The 19,397-nt window shown below is 43.7% G+C and carries 24 protein-coding genes; 18 read left to right on the top strand and 6 right to left on the bottom strand.

What is annotated here, in order from left to right:
* Nucleotides 1–13 precede the first annotated feature (13 nt).
* From M1D98_RS06700 to M1D98_RS06765, 14 genes are all read left to right on the top strand, one after another.
* The gene (locus M1D98_RS06700; protein WP_121642392.1) at nucleotides 14–991 is read left to right on the top strand and encodes an XkdQ/YqbQ family protein; all 978 of its coding nucleotides are present in this window, start codon (nucleotides 14–16) and stop codon (nucleotides 989–991) included.
* Nucleotides 991–1,257, top strand: a complete 267-nt coding sequence (locus tag M1D98_RS06705; protein WP_121642393.1) for a DUF2577 family protein — start codon at nucleotides 991–993, stop codon at nucleotides 1,255–1,257. The genes M1D98_RS06700 and M1D98_RS06705 overlap by 1 nt, the downstream gene beginning before the upstream one ends.
* A 58-nt stretch (nucleotides 1,258–1,315) precedes the next feature.
* The gene (locus M1D98_RS06710; RefSeq protein WP_121642394.1) at nucleotides 1,316–1,741 is read left to right on the top strand and encodes a DUF2634 domain-containing protein; all 426 of its coding nucleotides are present in this window, start codon (nucleotides 1,316–1,318) and stop codon (nucleotides 1,739–1,741) included.
* Complete coding sequence (locus tag M1D98_RS06715; RefSeq protein WP_435576880.1) at nucleotides 1,734–2,780, top strand: baseplate J/gp47 family protein; 1,047 nt, start codon at nucleotides 1,734–1,736, stop codon at nucleotides 2,778–2,780. Before M1D98_RS06710 ends, M1D98_RS06715 begins: the two co-directional genes overlap by 8 nt.
* Nucleotides 2,764–3,342, top strand: coding sequence for a YmfQ family protein (locus tag M1D98_RS06720; RefSeq protein WP_435576881.1), 579 nt, complete (start codon nucleotides 2,764–2,766; stop codon nucleotides 3,340–3,342). Before M1D98_RS06715 ends, M1D98_RS06720 begins: the two co-directional genes overlap by 17 nt.
* The gene (locus M1D98_RS06725) at nucleotides 3,339–3,611 is read left to right on the top strand and encodes a hypothetical protein (RefSeq protein ID WP_010330427.1); all 273 of its coding nucleotides are present in this window, start codon (nucleotides 3,339–3,341) and stop codon (nucleotides 3,609–3,611) included. Before M1D98_RS06720 ends, M1D98_RS06725 begins: the two co-directional genes overlap by 4 nt.
* Before the next feature lie 2 nt (nucleotides 3,612–3,613).
* Nucleotides 3,614–6,055, top strand: coding sequence for a pyocin knob domain-containing protein (locus M1D98_RS06730; protein WP_456280130.1), 2,442 nt, complete (start codon nucleotides 3,614–3,616; stop codon nucleotides 6,053–6,055).
* Between the two features lie 14 nt (nucleotides 6,056–6,069).
* Nucleotides 6,070–6,399, top strand: coding sequence for an XkdW family protein (locus tag M1D98_RS06735; protein WP_456280131.1), 330 nt, complete (start codon nucleotides 6,070–6,072; stop codon nucleotides 6,397–6,399).
* Nucleotides 6,396–6,560, top strand: coding sequence for an XkdX family protein (locus tag M1D98_RS06740; RefSeq protein WP_268558611.1), 165 nt, complete (start codon nucleotides 6,396–6,398; stop codon nucleotides 6,558–6,560). The genes M1D98_RS06735 and M1D98_RS06740 overlap by 4 nt, the downstream gene beginning before the upstream one ends.
* 43 nt (nucleotides 6,561–6,603) lie before the next feature.
* Nucleotides 6,604–7,443 carry a phage-like element PBSX protein XepA gene (gene xepA / locus M1D98_RS06745; RefSeq protein ID WP_456280132.1) on the top strand — a complete coding sequence of 280 codons (840 nt, stop codon included), beginning with the start codon at nucleotides 6,604–6,606 and terminating at the stop codon, nucleotides 7,441–7,443.
* 52 nt (nucleotides 7,444–7,495) lie between these two features.
* Complete coding sequence (locus M1D98_RS06750) at nucleotides 7,496–7,765, top strand: hemolysin XhlA family protein (RefSeq protein ID WP_456280133.1); 270 nt, start codon at nucleotides 7,496–7,498, stop codon at nucleotides 7,763–7,765.
* A gap of 15 nt (nucleotides 7,766–7,780) precedes the next feature.
* Nucleotides 7,781–8,044, top strand: a complete 264-nt coding sequence (locus M1D98_RS06755; protein ID WP_456280134.1) for a phage holin — start codon at nucleotides 7,781–7,783, stop codon at nucleotides 8,042–8,044.
* Nucleotides 8,045–8,056: 12 nt separating this feature from the next.
* Complete coding sequence (locus M1D98_RS06760; protein WP_268558614.1) at nucleotides 8,057–8,953, top strand: N-acetylmuramoyl-L-alanine amidase; 897 nt, start codon at nucleotides 8,057–8,059, stop codon at nucleotides 8,951–8,953.
* A 75-nt stretch (nucleotides 8,954–9,028) separates the two neighbouring features.
* Nucleotides 9,029–10,120: an acyltransferase family protein gene (locus M1D98_RS06765; protein WP_268558615.1), complete on the top strand. Its 1,092-nt coding sequence runs from the start codon at nucleotides 9,029–9,031 to the stop codon at nucleotides 10,118–10,120.
* Here M1D98_RS06765 and spoIISC read toward each other — a convergent pair.
* The 6 genes from spoIISC to steT form a co-directional block, all read right to left on the bottom strand.
* Nucleotides 10,117–10,269 (bottom strand): three component toxin-antitoxin-antitoxin system antitoxin SpoIISC, encoded by a 153-nt coding sequence (gene spoIISC, locus M1D98_RS06770; RefSeq protein WP_142354823.1) that lies wholly within the window; start codon nucleotides 10,267–10,269, stop codon nucleotides 10,117–10,119. The two genes, M1D98_RS06765 and spoIISC, sit on opposite strands and share 4 nt — an antisense overlap.
* An 84-nt stretch (nucleotides 10,270–10,353) precedes the next feature.
* Nucleotides 10,354–10,524, bottom strand: coding sequence for a three component toxin-antitoxin-antitoxin system antitoxin SpoIISB (gene spoIISB / locus M1D98_RS06775; protein WP_010330434.1), 171 nt, complete (start codon nucleotides 10,522–10,524; stop codon nucleotides 10,354–10,356).
* A complete protein-coding gene (gene spoIISA, locus M1D98_RS06780; RefSeq protein WP_456280135.1) occupies nucleotides 10,524–11,270 on the bottom strand; it encodes a toxin-antitoxin-antitoxin system toxin SpoIISA in 747 nt (248 codons plus the stop codon). Before spoIISA ends, spoIISB begins: the two co-directional genes overlap by 1 nt.
* A 109-nt stretch (nucleotides 11,271–11,379) precedes the next feature.
* Entirely contained in the window at nucleotides 11,380–12,381 is a 1,002-nt protein-coding gene (locus M1D98_RS06785; protein ID WP_010330436.1) for an inorganic phosphate transporter, read from the bottom strand.
* Nucleotides 12,382–12,393: 12 nt separating this feature from the next.
* Nucleotides 12,394–13,011, bottom strand: a complete 618-nt coding sequence (locus M1D98_RS06790) for a DUF47 domain-containing protein (RefSeq protein WP_003218470.1) — start codon at nucleotides 13,009–13,011, stop codon at nucleotides 12,394–12,396.
* A gap of 275 nt (nucleotides 13,012–13,286) precedes the next feature.
* Nucleotides 13,287–14,603, bottom strand: a complete 1,317-nt coding sequence (steT, locus tag M1D98_RS06795) for a serine/threonine exchanger (protein ID WP_010330437.1) — start codon at nucleotides 14,601–14,603, stop codon at nucleotides 13,287–13,289.
* 384 nt (nucleotides 14,604–14,987) lie between these two features.
* On the opposite strand from steT, the gene M1D98_RS06800 reads away from it, so the two are divergent.
* The 4 genes from M1D98_RS06800 to M1D98_RS06815 all read left to right on the top strand — a co-directional run bounded on the left by M1D98_RS06800 (nucleotide 14,988) and on the right by M1D98_RS06815 (nucleotide 19,279).
* On the top strand, nucleotides 14,988–15,938 hold the full coding sequence (locus tag M1D98_RS06800) for a ring-cleaving dioxygenase (protein ID WP_268538395.1): 951 nt from the start codon (nucleotides 14,988–14,990) through the stop codon (nucleotides 15,936–15,938).
* Between the two features lie 71 nt (nucleotides 15,939–16,009).
* Entirely contained in the window at nucleotides 16,010–16,141 is a 132-nt protein-coding gene (locus M1D98_RS06805; protein ID WP_128568251.1) for a hypothetical protein, read from the top strand.
* Between the two features lie 22 nt (nucleotides 16,142–16,163).
* Nucleotides 16,164–18,296, top strand: coding sequence for a glycosyltransferase family 39 protein (locus tag M1D98_RS06810; RefSeq protein ID WP_456280136.1), 2,133 nt, complete (start codon nucleotides 16,164–16,166; stop codon nucleotides 18,294–18,296).
* 11 nt (nucleotides 18,297–18,307) lie between these two features.
* Nucleotides 18,308–19,279 carry a glycosyltransferase family 2 protein gene (locus tag M1D98_RS06815; protein ID WP_456280137.1) on the top strand — a complete coding sequence of 324 codons (972 nt, stop codon included), beginning with the start codon at nucleotides 18,308–18,310 and terminating at the stop codon, nucleotides 19,277–19,279.
* Nucleotides 19,280–19,397 lie beyond the last annotated feature (118 nt).

A 19,397-nucleotide genomic window follows, 5' to 3' on the forward strand; every position in this document is an offset into this window, starting at 1 on the left:
CAGGTGATGTGTGATGATAGAACTGTTTGTCATTAAAGACACAGAGTGGCTCGAGCTAGTGGCAGAAAGCGTATCGCTGGAAGGCCACCGTTATCAGGCGCCTCGCTCTATAGAAGCGACCATCGTCATCAAACAGGGCGACCAGACGTATTACAGCGTTACTGAGGGTGATACGGTCTTGTTTAAGTGGAAGGGAAAAGAGCTTTTTCGCGGCATTGTTTTTGCAAGAACACCGGACGAGCATACGCTTGCTTTTAGCGCGTATGATATGCTTCAATACTTGGTCAAAAATAAGGACGTGTACGTGTTTTCCAATCAGCGAGCCGACCAGATGATCAGGAGGATCGCCAATGATTTTCAAATACCGACAACCTCGATTGCGAACACAGGCCATACGATCAAAAGTCTCGTCATAAAAAATGATACGACCTTATATGACATCATATTGAAAGCGTTGAAACAGACGAAAAGCCAGACAGGACGACATTATCAGCTGTATTCGGAAAAAGGAAAGCTCGGCTTGCGCGCTTGGCCAGATCCGTCGGAGGTATGGGTGCTGGAAACGGGTGTCAATATCACGGGCTACCAATACAGCACTTCCATAAACGACACTGCTACACGGGTGGTGCTCCGTAGGCAGAAGGACAATAAGACGTATAAAGCGTCTGCCAAGGACAGTTCAGGCGTAAACAAATACGGTGTGCTTCAATATACAGAAACGGTCACAGATGATATCAACCAAGCTCAGCTTCAGCAGCGGGCAGATGTGCGCCTTGCTGAAAAAAAGGGCGTCAAAAAAGAGCTAAAAAATATTCAGGCGGTCGGCATTCCGGAAGTAAGGAGTGGTTTGCCTGTCTATATATCCATTCCGGAGGCCGGGATCAAGAAAACCTACTGGGTAGATACGGACCGGCACGAGTTTAAAGGAACGAAACATACGATGACCATTGATGTTGTCGAAAAGAATACGATGCCGGAAGGAGTGTCCTGATGAGATTAAGTGAGGCGATTAAACATTTGGCCGTCGGCGCAGTTGACGCTGAGTCTCCGGTGGAGCTGCTCCCGGCTGAGGTGGTTTCGGTTTCTCCTGTTGAAATCAAATTAAAAGAAAACAGCAAACTGATCATACCGGCTGACGCCCTCATCATCCCAAAACGGATGAAGTTCGGAGAAGATGATGCACTCGAGCCGGGGGATCGCGTCATGACCGCGGCTCTGACTGGCGGTCAATCGTTTTTTATTTTAGATAAAGTATAGACAAACCGCTTCCATACGAAGGGGTTTTTATTTAGCTTGTCATAAAGGAGTGGGCGGCATGGCCCTGACACCAGAAATGGAGTTTGAAGATTTTGAGGATGAAAGTGACGTCATTGAAACCTCGCAAACATACAAAATAGATTTTGTAAACGGAAGAATTACAAATGAACTGATTACCGGGCTTGAAGCGATCAGACAATTCGTGTATATCGCCTTACAAACAGAACGCTATGCGTATTCGGTGTACAGCCATAATGTCGGAAATGAGCTTCAGGACGTGCTGACAGACCAAGAAACGACAGATGCATATAAAAAAATGGAGATTCCGAGGCTAATTGAAGAGGCACTGGTTTATGACGACCGGATATCTGCTGTAACAAATTTTGAGATAGAAAAACAAGGTGATGCGTTTCATGTTTCCTTTGTGGTGGAGACAGATGAAGGAGCGCTTGAGATTGAGGAGGTGATTGGAGCAGATGTTTGAGGAGCAGACTTTTGAAAATATTATGGAACGCATGCTGAACAGCATTTCCGCAGATATTGACACAAGAGAAGGCAGCGTTATTTATAATGCGTTAGCTCCGGCGGCAGCCGAGCTTGCGAAGTCGTATATATGGCTGGACACCGTGCTCGAGCTGGTCTTTTCTGATACCGCCCAAGGCGAATTTTTAGACCGGCGCGCAGCGGAAGCGGGGATTGAACGGACAGCCGCGACAAAGGCGGTCAGAGCGGGAGAGTTTACATCTGGCGTTACCATTCCTGCGGGCTCCCGCTTTTATGTGGATCATCTTTATTTTCAATATACGGCAGATGGAACGCTCATCTGCGAAACACCTGGTGAAGCGGGAAACGCCAATCTGACTGGACGCAATTTATTGTCGCTGGATACCATTCCCGGATTAGAGACAGCCATTGTTAAAGAAATCCTAATCCCGGGGCGAGAGGAAGAAGGAGACGACAGCCTAAGAGAACGGTATTTTACAAGAGTTCGGCGCGAGGCTGTCAGCGCTAACAAAATGCACTATAAAGAGTGGGCTGAAGAGGTGGACGGTATTGGGAAAGCAAAGATCTTTCCGCTTTGGAAGGGAGAGGGCACGGTCAAAATCGTCGTCACGAATGTGAATCTTGAGCCCGCTTCCGATATCTTGATACAAAAAGTGAAAGATTATATTGATCCTAAACCGGGACAGGGTGAGGGACAGGCGCCAATTGGAGCCTATGTCACAGTCGAAAGCGCGGTCTGGAAGGAAGTTGAGATTTCTGCCGAAGTGCTGCCTGAGATCAATCACTCAATTGAAGAAGTAAAGTCGGAAATCAAAGAGGGGGTTTTAAACCTCTTTAAGAAAATGGCGTTTGAAGAGAACGTCATCCGCCTTTCTCAAATTAACAATATCGTCTATAATTCACCGTCAGTCAGTGATTATTCCAATATTAAAATCAATGGAACTTCGGAAAATCTCGTGCTGAGCGACGTGGAAATTCCGAAGCTTGGGCAGGTGAACATCATTGAGCAAACAAGATGACATGACAGCGTATCTGCCGCCGTTTCTCACCAGCCTAAAAGAAATGGCTGAGCTGCTGAAAGCGGAAGCGCCTGAGTTTGATCAACAGAATCACAGCATCTTTGATCTGACTGATCAGCTATTTGTGCCGACAGCGACATGGGGGCTCAGCCGCTGGGAAAAGATTTTAAACGTCCCGCGGGAATCAGGCGATACGGATGAGATCAGGCGACTGCGTCTCATTTCAAAAATGTCGAACATTCCGCCAATCACCTACAAGGCCATTGAGCAGGCGGTGAATCGTTTCTTGAAGAACCCCTCTGCACAGGTCCGCCTGCTGCCCGGCGAATACAGATTTAACGTGGATATCAATGTTGATGACCTTCAGCACATGAATGAGCTGATTGAAGCGATAGAAAACATGAAGCCCGCTCATTTGGCGTATACGCTCAGAGGCGGATTGAACGAGACGCTACAAATCAAAGACACAGTCATCCTGAATCACCGCAGATACCGAACAGCCAGTGAGCTGAAGGTCGGTTATTCGGTCACCCTTAACAACAATGAGGTGGTTTTAACTTGATTTCAACCATATACAGAGAACGTACAGCGGCAGATTTAAAAAGCAGAATTGATCACGTGCTGCTGAACGGACAAAAAACAGAAATAGTAGAACTCACCATTGACGGAGCGACAGTCACCGTTCTGACAAAACGTGAGGAAGACATCAAACATATCGAAACGGTGCAAATTTTTGACGAACTGGGCAACGTGATCACAGAAAGAAAAACAGACCTGGACGTCAGCGAAAACAGAACACTCGATTTCAGATTTACTTTTGAGGTGGTGTAACCATGGCATACGAAGAAAAAACAGACTGGCTCCCGGATGATCCAATCAACGAAGATGACGTCAACCGCTGGGAAAAAGGCATAAAAGATGCCCACACAGACCTGGCCGCCCACAAAAACGACATGAACAACCCCCACAACACAACAAAGGCGCAAGTCGGGCTGGGGAATGTGGAAAACGTGCAGCAGGCGGCGAAGAAGGATTTTGACAAGCATGAGCAAGATCAGGTGCGCCATATTACAGAGGAAGAGCGGGAGAAATGGAATGGTGCGCAGTTATCTAAGATTACGAAAGATGATGGTTCAGTCTTTATCACTATTGACAATGGACAAGACTTTAACGAGATAGCTGCTCAACAAAAGCGATCCTTTACTTTTTACACGGCAAAAACAGGCCTGAATACCCCCCCGCAACCCACTAAAGGCATTTATCTGTACTCTTCAGAAATAGAAGGGGAAGCGGTTGCTATGACAAACGATGGGGGCATCTGGAGAAAAACTCTAACCGGGGGTATATGGTCTGAGTGGATCAGTTTCGAGACAGAAAGTGGATCAACACGGAAGGCTGATGAAGCTGAAAAAAATGCTAAATCTCATATGGACAATCATACTGCTAATAGCAATATTCATATCACAAATGCTGAACGTACAAAATGGAACGGGGCTCAACTGACAAAGTTAACGAAAGATAATGGCAGAAGAACTTGGATTCCTGATGGGACTGATATTCTATCATTATCAACGGGTTTTTATTATGGAGTAGGAAAGAATGTAGTAAACAATCCGGTTGATGGTGATAATGCTTGGTATAACTACGATGTGATAGAGGGTGAGAGCGGCAGAAAAACCATCGTTGCTTACCAAAGCTTTGAAGTCACCATGTGGATCGGAATGGTTCATACTAACGGCGAATTCAAAGGATGGAAACGTTTGGTTACATCAGATGAGTTGAAAAGTGATAATATCAATAAAATTGCTGATGAGTCACTTTATCAAGACGCAGCGTACTCTGGGAACAACTATCCAATTGGCATTACTACTGTCTCAATTCTTCAGGGATCTACAGGATATCCCTATCAATACGGTGAATTGCTGAATATAAAATCGAGTAAATACCGTTTTGCTCAATTTTTCTTTTATGCCGGAAACACGGACCAAAAGAAAATATTTATTCGCCATTGGTACGATACTGTAGGCTGGACTGAGTTTATTACCATTCCTTCGTCAGATGAACTAGAATCTGTTTTAAATACAGCAAAGCTTTATACGGACAGTCATGCAAATAACATGGAAATTCATGTTACGCAGAATGATAAAACTAAGTGGAATAACAGCCAGGTTTTTAAATTGACTCAAGATGATGGGACGTTGGGGAAATACTATACTGAAGATTTGAATAATATAACAAAAACGGGGTTTTATTATATTTACTCAACGACCACGGAATTAAATGCCCCAATTAATAGAAATGGGTATTTGCTTGTCTATAATGTTGAAACTTATCCTTATCAAGAGTTTACTTCTTATTCGGGATACACAGATTCAATTCCAGACAATAGAAGAAAATTTATCCGAAATAAAAAGCAAGATTCAGAAGAGTGGACTCCATGGATGGAGATCGAATATTCACAAGGAGCACAAGCAAAAGCAGATAAAGCCTTAGCTGATGCAAAAAACTATGTTGATACAAATTATACAAATCAAAATTTAACGATACTTACAGGTTCTAATGCAATACAAGATGCAAGAACTGGAGGAAATGAATATCCCCGGGGGCTAACACTAATGGATGTTGGTCAAGGAAATACTACGGGTTATCCACTTGGTTACGGAATCGTGAAAAATGAGAAATATCATGATTATAGATTTACTCAATATTTTTATGGGACTGGAAATGAATCTGACAGTTACATTCATAGTACTGGAACATGGATACGGCACTGGTGGACTGGTTCCGGCTGGACAGCTTGGCATAAAATATCTGGGTTTGCACATGCGAATATAGGAACTACGGGTATTCAGTATTTGGATAAAGCAGCTCATACAAAAATTCAGTTTAATCGTAAAATAAAAGACAGTCACAATGCTTTTGATACAAAAAATAATAGGTTCATTGCTCCTAATGATGGAATGTTTTTAGTAGGAGTTGGACTGTATATGTTGAATACACCGGCATACATCAATTTTCATCTAAAACTCTATCTAAATGGATCAGTATATAAAGCGGTTGACCATAAGAGAGGGTACTTTGATGATAAGGACAATGAAATGAACCTTAACTTAAATGGTAATGTAACCGTTCCTATGAACAAAGGTGACTATATAGAGATCTATTGCTATTGCAACTATGGTGGTAGTGATAGAAGAGGTGTTTCCGGTTATAATGGAGTATACAATTATATAGACATTCAAGAACTTGGAGGACTTAACTATCCTACAGTATAAGTATAGGAGGCAAAATGATGATCGCAGAAGCAATCATGTATAAATACCCCAATACAGATCCAACGAAAGATTTTATCGTTCAAAATGACGGGGAAGGATCTTATATAGCTGAGTGGAACCTGCGCGCCCCCATCCCAACCCAAAAAGATCTCGAATCTTGGTGGGAGGAGTCACAAAAAAACCCGCCGTTCGAGCCGCCTAATCAGGTGGAGCTTCTCGCTCAGGAATTGTCGCAGGAAAAGCTGGCTCGCAAGCAGCTTGAAGAGTTGAACAAAACATTGGGGAGCGAGCTGTCAGATATCAAGCTTTCATTACTTTCCTTGAAAGGAGATCATGCCGAATGAATTATTGGGTGCTTGCCTTGCATTTTGAGTGGGCGACAGCGGAGATGGTGAGACAGGCAATCGCATATCAAGACTGTTCAATTGAGGATCTGGCAGAGGGTGTGAACAAAAAGCTAATTACTTCTGACCAGTATAAAGAAATTACCGGCAAAGCCATGTAGGCTTTTTTATTTTGCCTGTTTTTAGAACAAAAGGAGGATGAAGATGGTGAAGTATCAATACGAATTTCCTCTCGATAAGACTGGAAAAGCCGGAGCTGTAAGGCCCTACAGAGGAGAGAAAAATGATTTTGTGACACCTGTTTCGAATTTGTCAGGTGTCGCGGAGATTTTAACGAACGCTGCCTTAAAGGCAACTGAGGCATATAGTCAGCTCGGACAAGACAGACTGGGCACCGTTCTGATTTCGAAAGTAAAGGGCTGGGCGTATGCTGATCGCGAAGGCACGCTCTTTGTGGAAGAAAGCGAGAATAACAATGTTTGGACAACGACAGCAGCAGTTAATGTCTCAGCTGGTGTCCTGACGGAGACGGACTGGATATATCTATCTAAACGCTATTACCGCTTCCGTTATGTGAACGGGAACCTTCAGCAATCGGAATTTGCAGTCTACCAATCAGTAGGCGCGGGAGAAATGGATGTGCGCGTAAGTGAAAAAGCCCCTTTGCAGATTGACTTTTCGACGATTCAGACAGACGATGGCTTGCTGAAAGTAACAGCCGGCAACACGTTTGACTTTGTCTTTCATGAAAATGCCGATTCTGCCGGCGAAGGTGCTGCTTTACTTGTGAACGGTGCCGAGCATTTACTCGTTGAAGTATACGGCACAGCGGAAACGAGTGAGGTGAAGTTTTGGGGTAAATCGCTGTCGGGGCAGAAACTTCCAATCAGAGGCGTGAAATCTGATGATGCGTCCTCTGCCTCGGGTACGTTAGGGAAAGCTGAGGCGTGGGCTTTTGATATTAAAGGGTTTAAGGAGATCATCATGGAGATCGCCAGTATCACCGGCGGATCTCTTTCGGTAAAAGGAACCGCGATTTCATAACCATTTCGGCCCTCGGAAGGGAGGTGATCCGCATGTAAAGGAGGAGTGAGTGATGCAGCAAGAGATAGATGTGAATATGTATCAGCAAGATTTAACAGACATAAAGGGTGAACACAAAGCGCTTGAGCAGCGGGTTTCCGTATTAGAACGCGTGTCTGACCGGCAAGATCAGCAGATCATGACGCTGAACGAGAAATTAAATAAAATTGATGAAAATACAACGTGGATTAAACGCACCATCACAGGTGCCATGATTACAGCGGTATGCACAGGGATCATTGGCGGAGCCATCGCGATTATGTACAACCTGCTGCAGCAGTAAAGGAGGATTATGAATATGAAAACGTATGACAAAGGCACGGTCATCAGGACGGTGCTTCTTTTGGTTGCATCCATTAACCAAACCATGCTGATGTTTGGCAAATCACCATTGGACATTCAGGAGGAGCAGGTCAATCAGCTTGCGGACGCTCTCTATACTGCAGTCTCTCTCATTTTTACAATTGGAACGGCACTTGCCGCTTGGTTTAAAAACAACTATGTAACAGAAAAAGGGAAAAAACAGCGTGACTTGTTAAAGGAACATAATTTGACGAAATAAGGAGAGTTGAACATGCTGAACGTGATTCAAGACTTTATTCCAGTCGGGGCAATTAACCGTCCTGGCTACCTGATGACACCGCTTTATATTACAGTGCATAATACAGCGAACACTGCACCCGGAGCGGATGCTGAGGCGCATGCCCGCTATTTGAAAAATCCTGATACGGCGACAAGCTGGCATTTTACTGTTGATGATACAGACATTTATCAGCATTTGCCATTAAATGAAAACGGCTGGCATGCGGGAGACGGAAACGGCAGCGGCAACCGGGCTTCTATCGGGATTGAAATTTGTGAAAATGCGGATGGAGATTTCGCACAAGCAACAGCAAATGCCCAGTGGCTTATCAAAACATTAATGGCTGAGCACAAGATCAGTCTTGCCAATGTCGTCCCTCATAAATACTGGTCTGGGAAGGAATGTCCGCGCCGGCTGTTGGATACGTGGGATACATTTAAAGCAGGGATTGGGGGAGGCGGCAGCCAAACCTATGTCGTGAAACAGGGTGACACGCTTACCTCCATAGCGAGAGCATTCGGTGTGACTGTTGCTCAGCTGCAAGAGTGGAATCATATTGAAGACCCGAATCTCATTCAGGTCGGTCAAGTGTTACTTGTAAGTGCGCCATCGAACGCTGAAGAACCAGAGCTTTATCCGCTCCCGGACGGTATCATCAAACTGACAACGCCTTACACCTCAGGGGAACACGTCTTTCAGGTGCAGCGAGCACTGGCCGCTCTTCATTTTTACCCTGATAAAGAAGCTGCCGACAACGGAATTGATGGCATTTACGGACCGAAAACGGCTGATGCGGTTGCGCGTTTCCAGTCTGTTAACGGATTAGCGGCCGATGGTATTTACGGACCGGCGACTAAAGCGAAGATCAGTGCTCTATTAGTTTTGTAGAAAAGAAAACATTGACAACGCCTGCTAGTAAAACCATACTGAATATGATGAATTTGTATTTTGGGTGGTTATACTGTGCAAAAAGATATTAAATTAAATAATGTCAAAGGCGTATTGATATTTTTGGTTGTATTTGCCCATCTGCTGGGGGTTAGTAAAAGCGGGCTGGAAAATATGATTGAAATCATTTATTCATTCCACATGCCTGCTTTTATTTTTCTTAATGGTTATTTTTCAAAAAGGCCATCAATGAAAAAAGTCATCAATCTTATCCTCTTATATGTTATTTTTCAAACCTTTTACTGTGTGTACCGTTACTACGCAGGTAATTTTTCTGTCATGCAATTGACTTACGGTAGACCGCATACTCATTTATGGTATATTGTAAGTCTCGGTAGCTGGTATGCATTGGCTATTGTTTTAAAGAAAATAAACGGAAGAAACGTTTTAAAAGCGGTGTTGCTGATTTTGTTGCTGGTGCTGAGCTTTTATTCCAGATTTTATGCAGATCAAATTGTGGAATTTATCAGAGTATACTACAGCAACATGCATACGCAAACAATGTCTATTTTAAGAACCTTTGTTTTCCTTCCATTTTTCTTGGCTGGTTTTTATTGTTCAAGAGACCTCATGAATAAAATATACTCTTCTTTAGACAAATTGAAGTTTAAATTATTTTTCACTTTAGCTGTCTCTGTAGTGGTATTTATTATTCTAGGTAAGCATCATGATAAATTTGATCAGCTGTTTTTCGGTTTTCTTGGCTACCAAAAGTTCCAAATAGAGAATCATAGTTATACTGGGATTGTATTCTTTCATTATTCATTAGCTGTGTTAGGCATTTTCTTATTATTAAATTTAGTTGGGGCAGGCAAAAACAAATTGACTCAATGGGGAGAAAACTCACTTGCGATCTTTTTATTTCATATGATCTTTGTCTTCCCGCTATTTACTTATAATAGCTGGTTAAACGAGCAAAACCCTGACACGCGATTAATGTTATGTTTTACAATGGCATTAGGAATAACCTCTCTTTTCGGATCGCGCGCATTTAACCGCATAGTGAAATATATCATTTATCCAATGAAGTATTTAGAATTCTTTTATGCACGGCTCATTAATCAAAAAGATAAAAATGATGACTATAAAAAGCGACATGTTGTTTAAATGTCGCTTTTTTTTGTTCGTTTTTTTAGATGCTTCAATACCATGGCACTGCGCTCCCTCACCCGAAGCGAATACCCGGAAAGGCCAAACTTTCCGTAATCAACTAACTTCACACGCCTCACCAATTTTTTCACTATATCACCTGACAATATCCTCTGTTTGTTTTATTATATGTAGCCCTTTAAGAAAAGGAATAAGGACAAGAGCTGTTTTCCCTTGTCCTTTTAGTGTGATCATGCTTTTTTTCGTTTATACTCGTCAATCAGCCGTTCGTTTTCTTTGAAGATTCTTGCTGTATGCGGACTGACTTGATAGCTTGCGACACTGGTGGTTGAACGTTTTTTCAGGATCTTTGACGGTTTTGCCGCTCTGGGCTCGCACCCGTTTTGAAACGCGCGTTCCATTATCCTTCACCTTCCTCCTCAATTGGCAGCACCAAATCATATATGCTCGTTAATGATGTGAAAAGCAAATAATCAAATTCAGTGACAATGCTGTCAGACGTCAGCTTGATGACGTAGCTTTGTGTCTCGATGGTAAACGGGATGAGAACCACTTTTCCGTATTGGTCGTAATACACATCTTTTCGATCGAGCCGTGTTTGCACGTCCGCGGGATTGTCCATATGCTCAGTTAATCGGTCCTTGTCGGTCTGTGTTGAATAGTGACAGAGGGAGGCCGTTACATTCATTTTATCTGCATAGGTTTTCAGCAGCTTATCAATACCTTCAGCATATGCATCTATACTTCCATAATAAACGTGGATCGGTTCGTTTTTCAATAGGTATTGGTATGTTTTCAGCCGATCGAGATACATGTGGAGCATTTCGTTGTTTTCTTCGAGGATTTCTCTTGTGTCTGTTTCCAGTTCGCTGCCGGCCAGTTTTTTGACGTACGCACTTAAGAAGATGAAAGCGTCAATTAAAGCGAAACTGACGGCGACAATGAGATACCGTTCCCAGTCGTCAAACAGGGAAGAGGGCTTATATGTCCAGTATATCATAGCGCCCAAAACAAACACCAAGTACCATGTTTTCCGGATGGCGGGCATTTTTTCTTTGACTTTCGCTTCGAAACGCCACGTGGCGTACACGTACAAGCCTAATCCGGCCATGATGCACCAGACCATGATCTGAAAGAATAAAAGCATACATGAATCCCTCACATCTGAAATAGGTTCTGCTTATAGTATTCGAGAGATCCGGCTGGTTTTCCTGTTTCATCAAAAAAACCGCTCCTTTGACAGAAGCGGTGTACCATTAAAAAATCATATTTAAAATAAAGTAGGCGATGGCACCGAGTGTCGCTGAAATCGGAAGCGTAATGACCCATGTAACGAGCATGCGTTTAGCTGTGCCCCAGTTTACGCCTTTTACGCGGTGTGACGCACCGACGCCAAGGATTGATGAAGAAATGACGTGGGTTGTGCTGACCGGCAAATGAATAAATGTGGCGCCGAATATGATGGCTGCTCCTGTTAAGTCAGCGGAAACACCGTTTACCGGACGGATTTTCATGATCTTTCCGCCTACCGTTTTGATGATTTTCCAGCCGCCGATTGAAGTGCCGAGACCCATGGCTGTCGCACAGGCGAATTGCACCCATGTTGGAATGACATTAGCAGAAGTATGTAAATTCGCTGTGATGAGAGCCATTGTGATAATCCCCATGGCTTTTTGCGCATCGTTTGTTCCGTGCGTATATGATTGCAGGGCAGCTGTTACAATTTGCACTCTGCGGAATTGCTTGTTCGTTTTCGACAAATTGCTGTCTTTAAAAATCACCTTAACGATGCTGTAAAGAATAAAACCAAGAACAAAGGCAATAATGGGTGATAGAATGAGTGCTTCAATGATTTTGATGAAGCCCTTATAATTTAACGCAGCAAAACCCGCTGCCGCAATAGCTGCACCGGCAATAGCTCCGATGATGGCATGAGATGAACTGCTTGGAATGCCGTAGTACCATGTGATCAGGTTCCAGGCAATCGCGGCAAGTAGCGCAGCCAAAATGACAACTGAGCCGTTTTCCAGTGTATAAGGGTCCACGATGTCTTTCGTAATGGTTTTGGCAACACCTGTAAATGTCATGGCCCCGATGAAGTTCATCACAGCCGCCATAATAATGGCATGACGCGGTTTCAGCGCTTTTGTCGATACAGACGTTGCAATGGCGTTCGCGGTATCGTGAAACCCGTTGATGAAATCAAACGCCAGAGCACAAATGACTATTAGTATCGTTAATATGAATAGAATATCCATTTTTATCCCTCGTTACGCGTTTTTCATAATGATGGTTTCAAGATTATTGGCAACACTTTGGCATGAGTCAGCAATCTCCTCAAGTGTTTCGTAAATTTCACGATATTGAATCACTTTGATCGGATCTGTTTCATTTCCGAAAAGATTCTTTAATGATTTTCTGTGCAGGTTGTCACAGCTATGCTCGTACTCTTTAATTTTGATTGCGTGTGGCTGAATATCCTTTAAGCGGTTTTCTGCCAGCAGCTCAATTGTAATCAAAATTTCTTTCGCGCATTCTCTGATGTATCCGCTGAATTTATCGATATGCTCGTCTGATGAAGTGATTGAGAAAATCTCCATCATGGCAGAAAAATGCTCAATACCGTCAAGCACATCATCCAGGCTGTTTGTCAGCTGAAGGATATCTTCGCGTTCAATAGGAGTGATGAACGCTTTGTTAAGCTCTTTAATCATGACATGAACATGATTGTCACCTTTTGTTTCATATTCTTTTAACGTATCTGCGAATTCTTTAAGCGTCGTTTGGTTTGTGACCTTAAAGTTCACAAAATATTCGGCAGTTTCGTCTATATTTTTTGCGATTTCTGTTAAAAGGAGTGAGAACTTATCTTTTTTTCTTCTTATCATTAAAAACCCTCCATAGTTTGAATGAGACAATGCACACATCAAATTATTATATAGCCTTTTGTCGAAAAAAAACAGGTAAAGTCGAAAAAAACGTGCCTTGACTTTTTCGGTAAATCATGTCTCCTTATATTGGCCTACTTCGGCACAAAAAACGAACCAAATGTGCAAAATCCCTCTGCTTAACGTAAAAAGTATATCAAAAGTTGTGTTTTTCCTGTCAACATTTCTCTTCTGTTACACCAAAAAACGGCTCCCTAAATGAGGGAACCGTTTTATCAGCTTGCTTTTCGTTTTTTCATCCAGTAATAAACAGGCAGTCCGGCAAGGCCGATCAGAATGGATAATCCGCAGCTCAGTGTATCTGTAATCAGAGTGCTTCCTAATACAAAGAATGAGCCCGCGATTGCCAAAATCGGCATGAATGGGTAAAGCGGGACACTGTAGGCGCGCTTTTCTCCCTTTGTTCGCTTGCGGAGGATAAATACTGCAAAAAAGGCCATGACATAAAAAATGTAGATCATGAAAATAGAGATCTCCGAAAGCTTATCAGGGTTGCTGATCAGCATCATGATCAAAGACACAGCAATCTGGAAGGAAATCGCAATCCATGGCGTGCGGAACGTCGGATGCACATGTGACAGTTTATCGGCAAATGGAAGCTGTTTGCGCTCGGCCATCGCGTAGGACACACGCGGGAAGGAAAGAACCTTTCCGTTTAAGCAGCCGAAGATGCTGACAATAATACCGATACTGATCAGTTTTCCGCCGATGGAACCGAAGAGCATGGTGGCAGCAGTGCTTGTCGCATTTTCGCCTAGTGTGACAATTTCATTCGCTGACAGGATGTGAAGCAATGCGAAATTAATAAAAATATAGATGGCTGTTACGATTAATAATCCGCCTGTCATTGCGCGTGGCAGCAGTTTTTCAGGATTTTTCATTTCTCCGCCGAGAGCGGCCAAAAGAATCCATCCGTCGTAAGCAAACAGTGTAGCCAAAATGGCTGCTCCGAAGTTCATATCAGAAATGCTTTCGTTTACTGCTGTAAAGATGTGCTGATCGCCTTTCCAAAGGCCAAAAATGATGATGCATGCAATCGGGATCAGCTTTCCAATTGTTGTAAGCGTTTGGACGAAGCCGCCGTATTTTGTACCAATAATATTAATGACACATAAAAAGAGAACGGCTAAGATTCCGATTCCTTTAGATAGGCCAGATCCCCAGCCGAAAAGATTCGCCATTAAAGATCCAAAATATAAACCCAGCGCGCCGATAATCGCCGGACCGTAAATGATAATCTGTACCCAGCCGCACAAAAATCCCCAAAACTCTCCGTACACTTCTTCTAGGTACGTATAGAGCCCGCCGGTTTTCGGAATCTGCGTTCCAATTTCCGCGATTGTCAAACCGCCCGCCAGTGTTAAAATTCCGCCTAACAGCCAAGCGAAAAGCGCTGTTTTTGAATCTCCGGAATAAGCGAGAACGGCGCCAGGTTTCATAAACACACCTGAACCGATAATGGTTCCGATAACAAGAGTAAGGGCAAACAAGAGACCTATCTCTTTTTTTAACCCGTTGTCTTCAGTATGCATGTCCTTAACCTCCTATGATGTTGAAGCTTCATGATGAAGAATCTATTTTTCATATTGTAAACCCTATTTTAGAAAAGTGAAATAAAATAAATTTTCTGATTTTCGATATTTGCATTATTACAGCTGATAAAATGAAAGATATCCCTGATTTGAAATGTTATAAACGAATAAAATGCTGTTAATAAGGATATAAAGTTCGTGTTTTTGTAAGGAGTTTTCCCCGCATCGAGCGAGGTATGGATTTTTGTGAAAATAACGAATCTTCGTTGAAGCTGATATGTTGACTTTCCAAAGGGAATAAAATACCTTGTTATTAGAACACTAACTATACAACTATGATATAATATCTCGAAATCGAGATAAAATAACCTGGAGGGATAGCATATGAAAGTCAACGGTATTCACCACGTGTCTGCATTAACGGCCGACGCACAAAAAAACTTGGATTTCTATAAAAAAGTATTAGGATTAAAACTCGTCAAAAAATCCGTCAACCAGGATGAACCGACAATGTATCATCTGTTCTACGGAGATGAAGTGGCAAATCCGGGCACTGAGCTGACGTTTTTCGAGATTCCCCGCATTGCGCCGTTTCATGCGGGTACAAACAGTATTTCTTCTATTGGTTTGCGCGTTCCAAGCACGGGAGCCCTGCATTATTGGAAAGAACGTTTTGAAGAGCATCAGGTGGCGCATAGCGGCATCGCGAAAAGAGCGGGACGCGACATATTGGCATTCCAAGATCATGAAGGACAGCGCTTGGTGCTGACTGCTGATGAGAAAGGCAAAGGATATGGGCTGCCTGTTCAACAGAGCGGCATTCCGGAAGAGTTTTCATTTCGCGGGTTAGGGCCGGTTGAATTGACTGTGCCATACGCTGATCCAACCTTACACGTATTGACAAATATTCTCGGCTTTACAGAAATCAGCCGTGAATCAGTCGAAGGACAAGGAACCGCCGTTATTTTGGAATCTGGAGAAGGCGGTGCTGCAACAGAAATCCATTTAATAGAAAGAAACGATCTTCCACGCGAGCGCCAAGGAAAAGGGAGTGTCCACCATGTTGCGTTCCGGGTAAGAGATGAAGAAGAACTTGCCGGCTGGCACCGGATCATCAGCCGGGAAGGCTACAGCAACTCAGGCATCGTTGAACGCTACTATTTCAAGGCGCTTTATTTTAGAGAACCGAACGGCATTTTGTTCGAGTTATCAACCGACGGACCGGGCTTTATGGTAGATGAAAACCTTGATGAGCTTGGCCAAACGATTGCTCTTCCGCCATACCTTGAGCATCGAAGAGCTGAAATTGAAGCAAAACTAAAACCGATTCAATAATTTGTGATTCATTTGCCTTCCGGCGTACCGGAAGGCTCTTTTTATCGCATAAATGGGGCGGGGAATATGAGATGCCGATTGGGAGAAATGGCTCGAAACACGTTATATATATGGACGATTGGCAAGAAATGGCCTCGGCAAAAATATTGCCTTTGTTTATTAACAGTTTATTCATATTTGCTTGTTACACTATTTCAAAGTGATACAAAAAGGAGTGAAAAACAAGTGGAAAAGAAAAAACGCGAGCTGGATATCATCCTCATCCTCATTTTGCTCGCATCAGCATTCTTAAATATCTATAACATTTGGAAAGATGACACGGTGAATCCTTATTACACCGCGGCAGTTACAAGTATGATGCAAAGCTTTCATCATTTCTTTTATGCTTCGTTCGATGCTGCCGGCTTTATAACAGTTGATAAACCGCCCGTTACATACCAAATCCAAACGATCAGCGCACTGATCTTCGGTATGCACGGGTGGAGCGTCATTCTTCCTCAAGCATTGGCGGGTATAGGTTCAGTCTTTCTGATGTATTTGCTGATAAAGCCGACATTCGGCAAGACGGCGGCGCGCATTGCCTCATTTGTGATGGCATGTACGCCGATTGCAGTAGCTGTGGCACGTACAAATAATGTTGATGCATTACTGGTATTTTTCTTATTGCTGGCCACATGGCTTCTCTTTAAAGCGATCAGAAAAGGAAAGCTAATCTGGCTGTTAGCAGCATTTTTCGTCGTCGGAGTAGGTTTTAATACAAAAATGCTTCAAGCTTATATGATTTTACCGGCCTTCTTACTGTTCTATCTGATTGCGGCAAACGCCACAATCAAGAAAAAAATCATTTCCTTGGTAAGTGCGTTAGCCGTATTAGCCGCCGTTTCGTTATCATGGCCGCTCATTGTTGACAATATCCCTGCGGATAAACGGCCTTATATCGGAAGCAGCCAGACCAACTCTGTTTTAGAATTGGCTTTCGGATATAACGGGATTCAGCGGCTGACTGGCCAAAACTCCGGCGGCCAGGGCGGGCCAGATGGAGATGCTTCAAAAGAAATGCCGTCTTTTGTTAACCATTCATCACAAACTGACCAGTCATCAAGCAGCAGTTCATCAAGTGATGGCCAAAATGACAGTATGCCGGCGCCTCCATCCAATGGCCAAATGCCAAGCGGCGGCCAAGGCGGACCTGGCGGAGACGGAGGGGAAGGCAGTACAGGCACCGGCTCGAAAATGCAATCAGGCTCAGGAATGTTCGGAACGGGAACACCGGGTCCACTGCGGCTTTTCCAACAGGAATTATCTGATCAAATCAGCTGGCTAATACCATTTGCGCTTTTTGGAATTGCAGGCTTACTGATCGCAGGTGCAAGAGAAAAAAGAAGATTATCTGCAACGCAGAAAGAAACGGTATTCTGGGTCGCGTGGCTTGTGCCGATTGCCGGATTCTTTAGTGTCGCGGAATTTTTCCACCATTATTATCTCATTATGCTGGCACCGCCGATTGCGGCGCTTGTCGGTGCGGGATGGGTTGCCCTTGTTCACCTGTACCGCAATCAGACAGGCTGGACATCATGGCTTCTGCCGGCAGCGATCATCGCCACAACTGGATTTGAATTGTTTATTCTCAGAAACTATACCGGTCAAATCGGATCAGGCTGGAGCATTGGGCTAGGTGTGATTGGCGCGTTGTCAGCGATGGCGCTGCTGATGTTCAAACAGCGCCAAAAATCGATCAGTTATTATGTGTCACTTGCAGCTCTTCTCACATTGCTGGTGATGCCGATTTATTGGGCAAGCACACCGCTTCTTTACGGAGGCAACAGCTCACAGCCTGAAACAGGACCTCAACTCGCTTCAGCCAGCGGAAAAGGCATGGGGATGTCCGAGGCGACTGTAAATGAAAAACTGATCACATATTTGGAGAAACATAACGCCGGAGCCGAATATCTATTTGCCACAACCGACTCGAACACAGCGGCGCCATATATTATTGAAACAAAAAAAGCGGTCATGACAATCGGCGGATTCAGCGGTTCTGACCCGGCTATTACGCTGACTCAATTTAAAAAGCTCGTAAAAGAAGGAAAAGTGAAATACTTCTTAGCGTCTGGAATGGGAAGAGGCGGAAACAACGATATTGTTGAATGGGTTCAGAAAAACGGGAAGAAAGTGTCCTCAGATCAATGGCAATCAAGCTCAGATCAACAAGCATCATCTGATCAGAAAACAGAAAATAATGATTCAGCTGATACATCAAGCAACAGCAAGACTTCAGGCGGAAACAGCCAAATGGGCGGCGGGCCTCGCGGAATGAATCAGTCAGCTGCATTATACGAACTGAATGCTGATGAATAGGAGGGATAAACATGAGCAAACATATTCAATATTCGGTTGTTGTACCTGTGTATAACGAGGAGCTTGTCATTCATGAAACCTATCAGCGCTTAAAAGAGGTCATGGATCAAACGAAGGAAAACTACGAGCTGATTTTTGTCAACGATGGAAGCAAAGATCGCAGTATTGAGATTTTAAGGGAATGCAGCCTGATCGACCCAAGAGTGAAAATTATTGATTTTTCAAGGAACTTTGGGCACCAGATCGCCATTACAGCGGGTATGGATTATGCACAGGGAAATGCAATCGCCGTCATTGACGCCGATTTGCAGGACCCTCCTGAACTGATTTTAGATATGATTGAAAAGTGGAAGGAAGGCTATGAGGTCGTGTACGCCGTGCGGACAAAACGAAAAGGGGAAACCTTTTTCAAAAAACAAACCGCGGTTATGTTTTACCGGCTTCTCAGCAGCATGACGGATATTGAAATCCCGATTGATACAGGGGATTTCCGCCTCATGGACAGAAAAGTCTGTGATGAAATGAAGAGATTAAAAGAAAAAAATCCTTTTGTCAGAGGGCTCGTCAGCTGGGTGGGCTTCAAACAGACAGCGGTCGAGTACATACGTGATGAAAGGCTCGCTGGAGAAACAAAGTACCCGCTGAAGAAAATGCTGAAGCTTTCAATGGACGGCATCACGACGTTTTCGCACAAGCCGCTGAAGCTGGCAAGCTATGCGGGGATGTTCATGTCAGGTGCGGGATTTTTGTATATGTTTATCGTGCTGTATCTGAAGCTATTTACAGACAGCACAATTACAGGCTGGTCATCACTTATTGTGATCCAGCTCCTGTTCAGCGGCATCGTCCTTCTGATTCTGGGCATGATTGGCGAATATATCGGCAGGATTTATGATGAAGCTAAAGACAGGCCGCTTTACATCGTTCAGAAATCGTATGGAATTGAAAGCAAAAGACTCTATAGAGACCAGCATATGTCATAATATGAACCCCCTGTCCGCGGCGGACAGGGGGTTTTATGTTCATGTTCTGCGAAACGATTAAAGCAACAGACGTAGATCGTTTATGGGACTGATGGATTGTAAACTTGGATTGCGGTTC

This window comes from Bacillus sp. K7, assembly GCF_053903245.1.

Excerpts from the sequence above, each read along its gene's own strand:
- M1D98_RS06700 (WP_121642392.1), top strand. The coding sequence starts at position 14 with ATGATAGAACTGTTTGTCATTAAAGACACAGAGTGGCTCGAGCTAGTG.
- M1D98_RS06705 (WP_121642393.1), top strand. The coding sequence starts at position 991 with ATGAGATTAAGTGAGGCGATTAAACATTTGGCCGTCGGCGCAGTTGAC.
- M1D98_RS06710 (WP_121642394.1), top strand. The coding sequence starts at position 1,316 with ATGGCCCTGACACCAGAAATGGAGTTTGAAGATTTTGAGGATGAAAGT.
- M1D98_RS06715 (WP_435576880.1), top strand. The coding sequence starts at position 1,734 with ATGTTTGAGGAGCAGACTTTTGAAAATATTATGGAACGCATGCTGAAC.
- M1D98_RS06730 (WP_456280130.1), top strand. The coding sequence starts at position 3,614 with ATGGCATACGAAGAAAAAACAGACTGGCTCCCGGATGATCCAATCAAC.
- M1D98_RS06735 (WP_456280131.1), top strand. The coding sequence starts at position 6,070 with ATGATGATCGCAGAAGCAATCATGTATAAATACCCCAATACAGATCCA.
- M1D98_RS06740 (WP_268558611.1), top strand. The coding sequence starts at position 6,396 with ATGAATTATTGGGTGCTTGCCTTGCATTTTGAGTGGGCGACAGCGGAG.
- xepA (WP_456280132.1), top strand. The coding sequence starts at position 6,604 with ATGGTGAAGTATCAATACGAATTTCCTCTCGATAAGACTGGAAAAGCC.
- M1D98_RS06750 (WP_456280133.1), top strand. The coding sequence starts at position 7,496 with ATGCAGCAAGAGATAGATGTGAATATGTATCAGCAAGATTTAACAGAC.
- M1D98_RS06755 (WP_456280134.1), top strand. The coding sequence starts at position 7,781 with ATGAAAACGTATGACAAAGGCACGGTCATCAGGACGGTGCTTCTTTTG.
- M1D98_RS06760 (WP_268558614.1), top strand. The coding sequence starts at position 8,057 with ATGCTGAACGTGATTCAAGACTTTATTCCAGTCGGGGCAATTAACCGT.
- spoIISB (WP_010330434.1), bottom strand. The coding sequence starts at position 10,524 with ATGGAACGCGCGTTTCAAAACGGGTGCGAGCCCAGAGCGGCAAAACCG.
- spoIISA (WP_456280135.1), bottom strand. The coding sequence starts at position 11,270 with ATGCTTTTATTCTTTCAGATCATGGTCTGGTGCATCATGGCCGGATTA.
- M1D98_RS06785 (WP_010330436.1), bottom strand. The coding sequence starts at position 12,381 with ATGGATATTCTATTCATATTAACGATACTAATAGTCATTTGTGCTCTG.
- M1D98_RS06790 (WP_003218470.1), bottom strand. The coding sequence starts at position 13,011 with ATGATAAGAAGAAAAAAAGATAAGTTCTCACTCCTTTTAACAGAAATC.
- steT (WP_010330437.1), bottom strand. The coding sequence starts at position 14,603 with ATGCATACTGAAGACAACGGGTTAAAAAAAGAGATAGGTCTCTTGTTT.
- M1D98_RS06800 (WP_268538395.1), top strand. The coding sequence starts at position 14,988 with ATGAAAGTCAACGGTATTCACCACGTGTCTGCATTAACGGCCGACGCA.
- M1D98_RS06805 (WP_128568251.1), top strand. The coding sequence starts at position 16,010 with ATGCCGATTGGGAGAAATGGCTCGAAACACGTTATATATATGGACGAT.
- M1D98_RS06815 (WP_456280137.1), top strand. The coding sequence starts at position 18,308 with ATGAGCAAACATATTCAATATTCGGTTGTTGTACCTGTGTATAACGAG.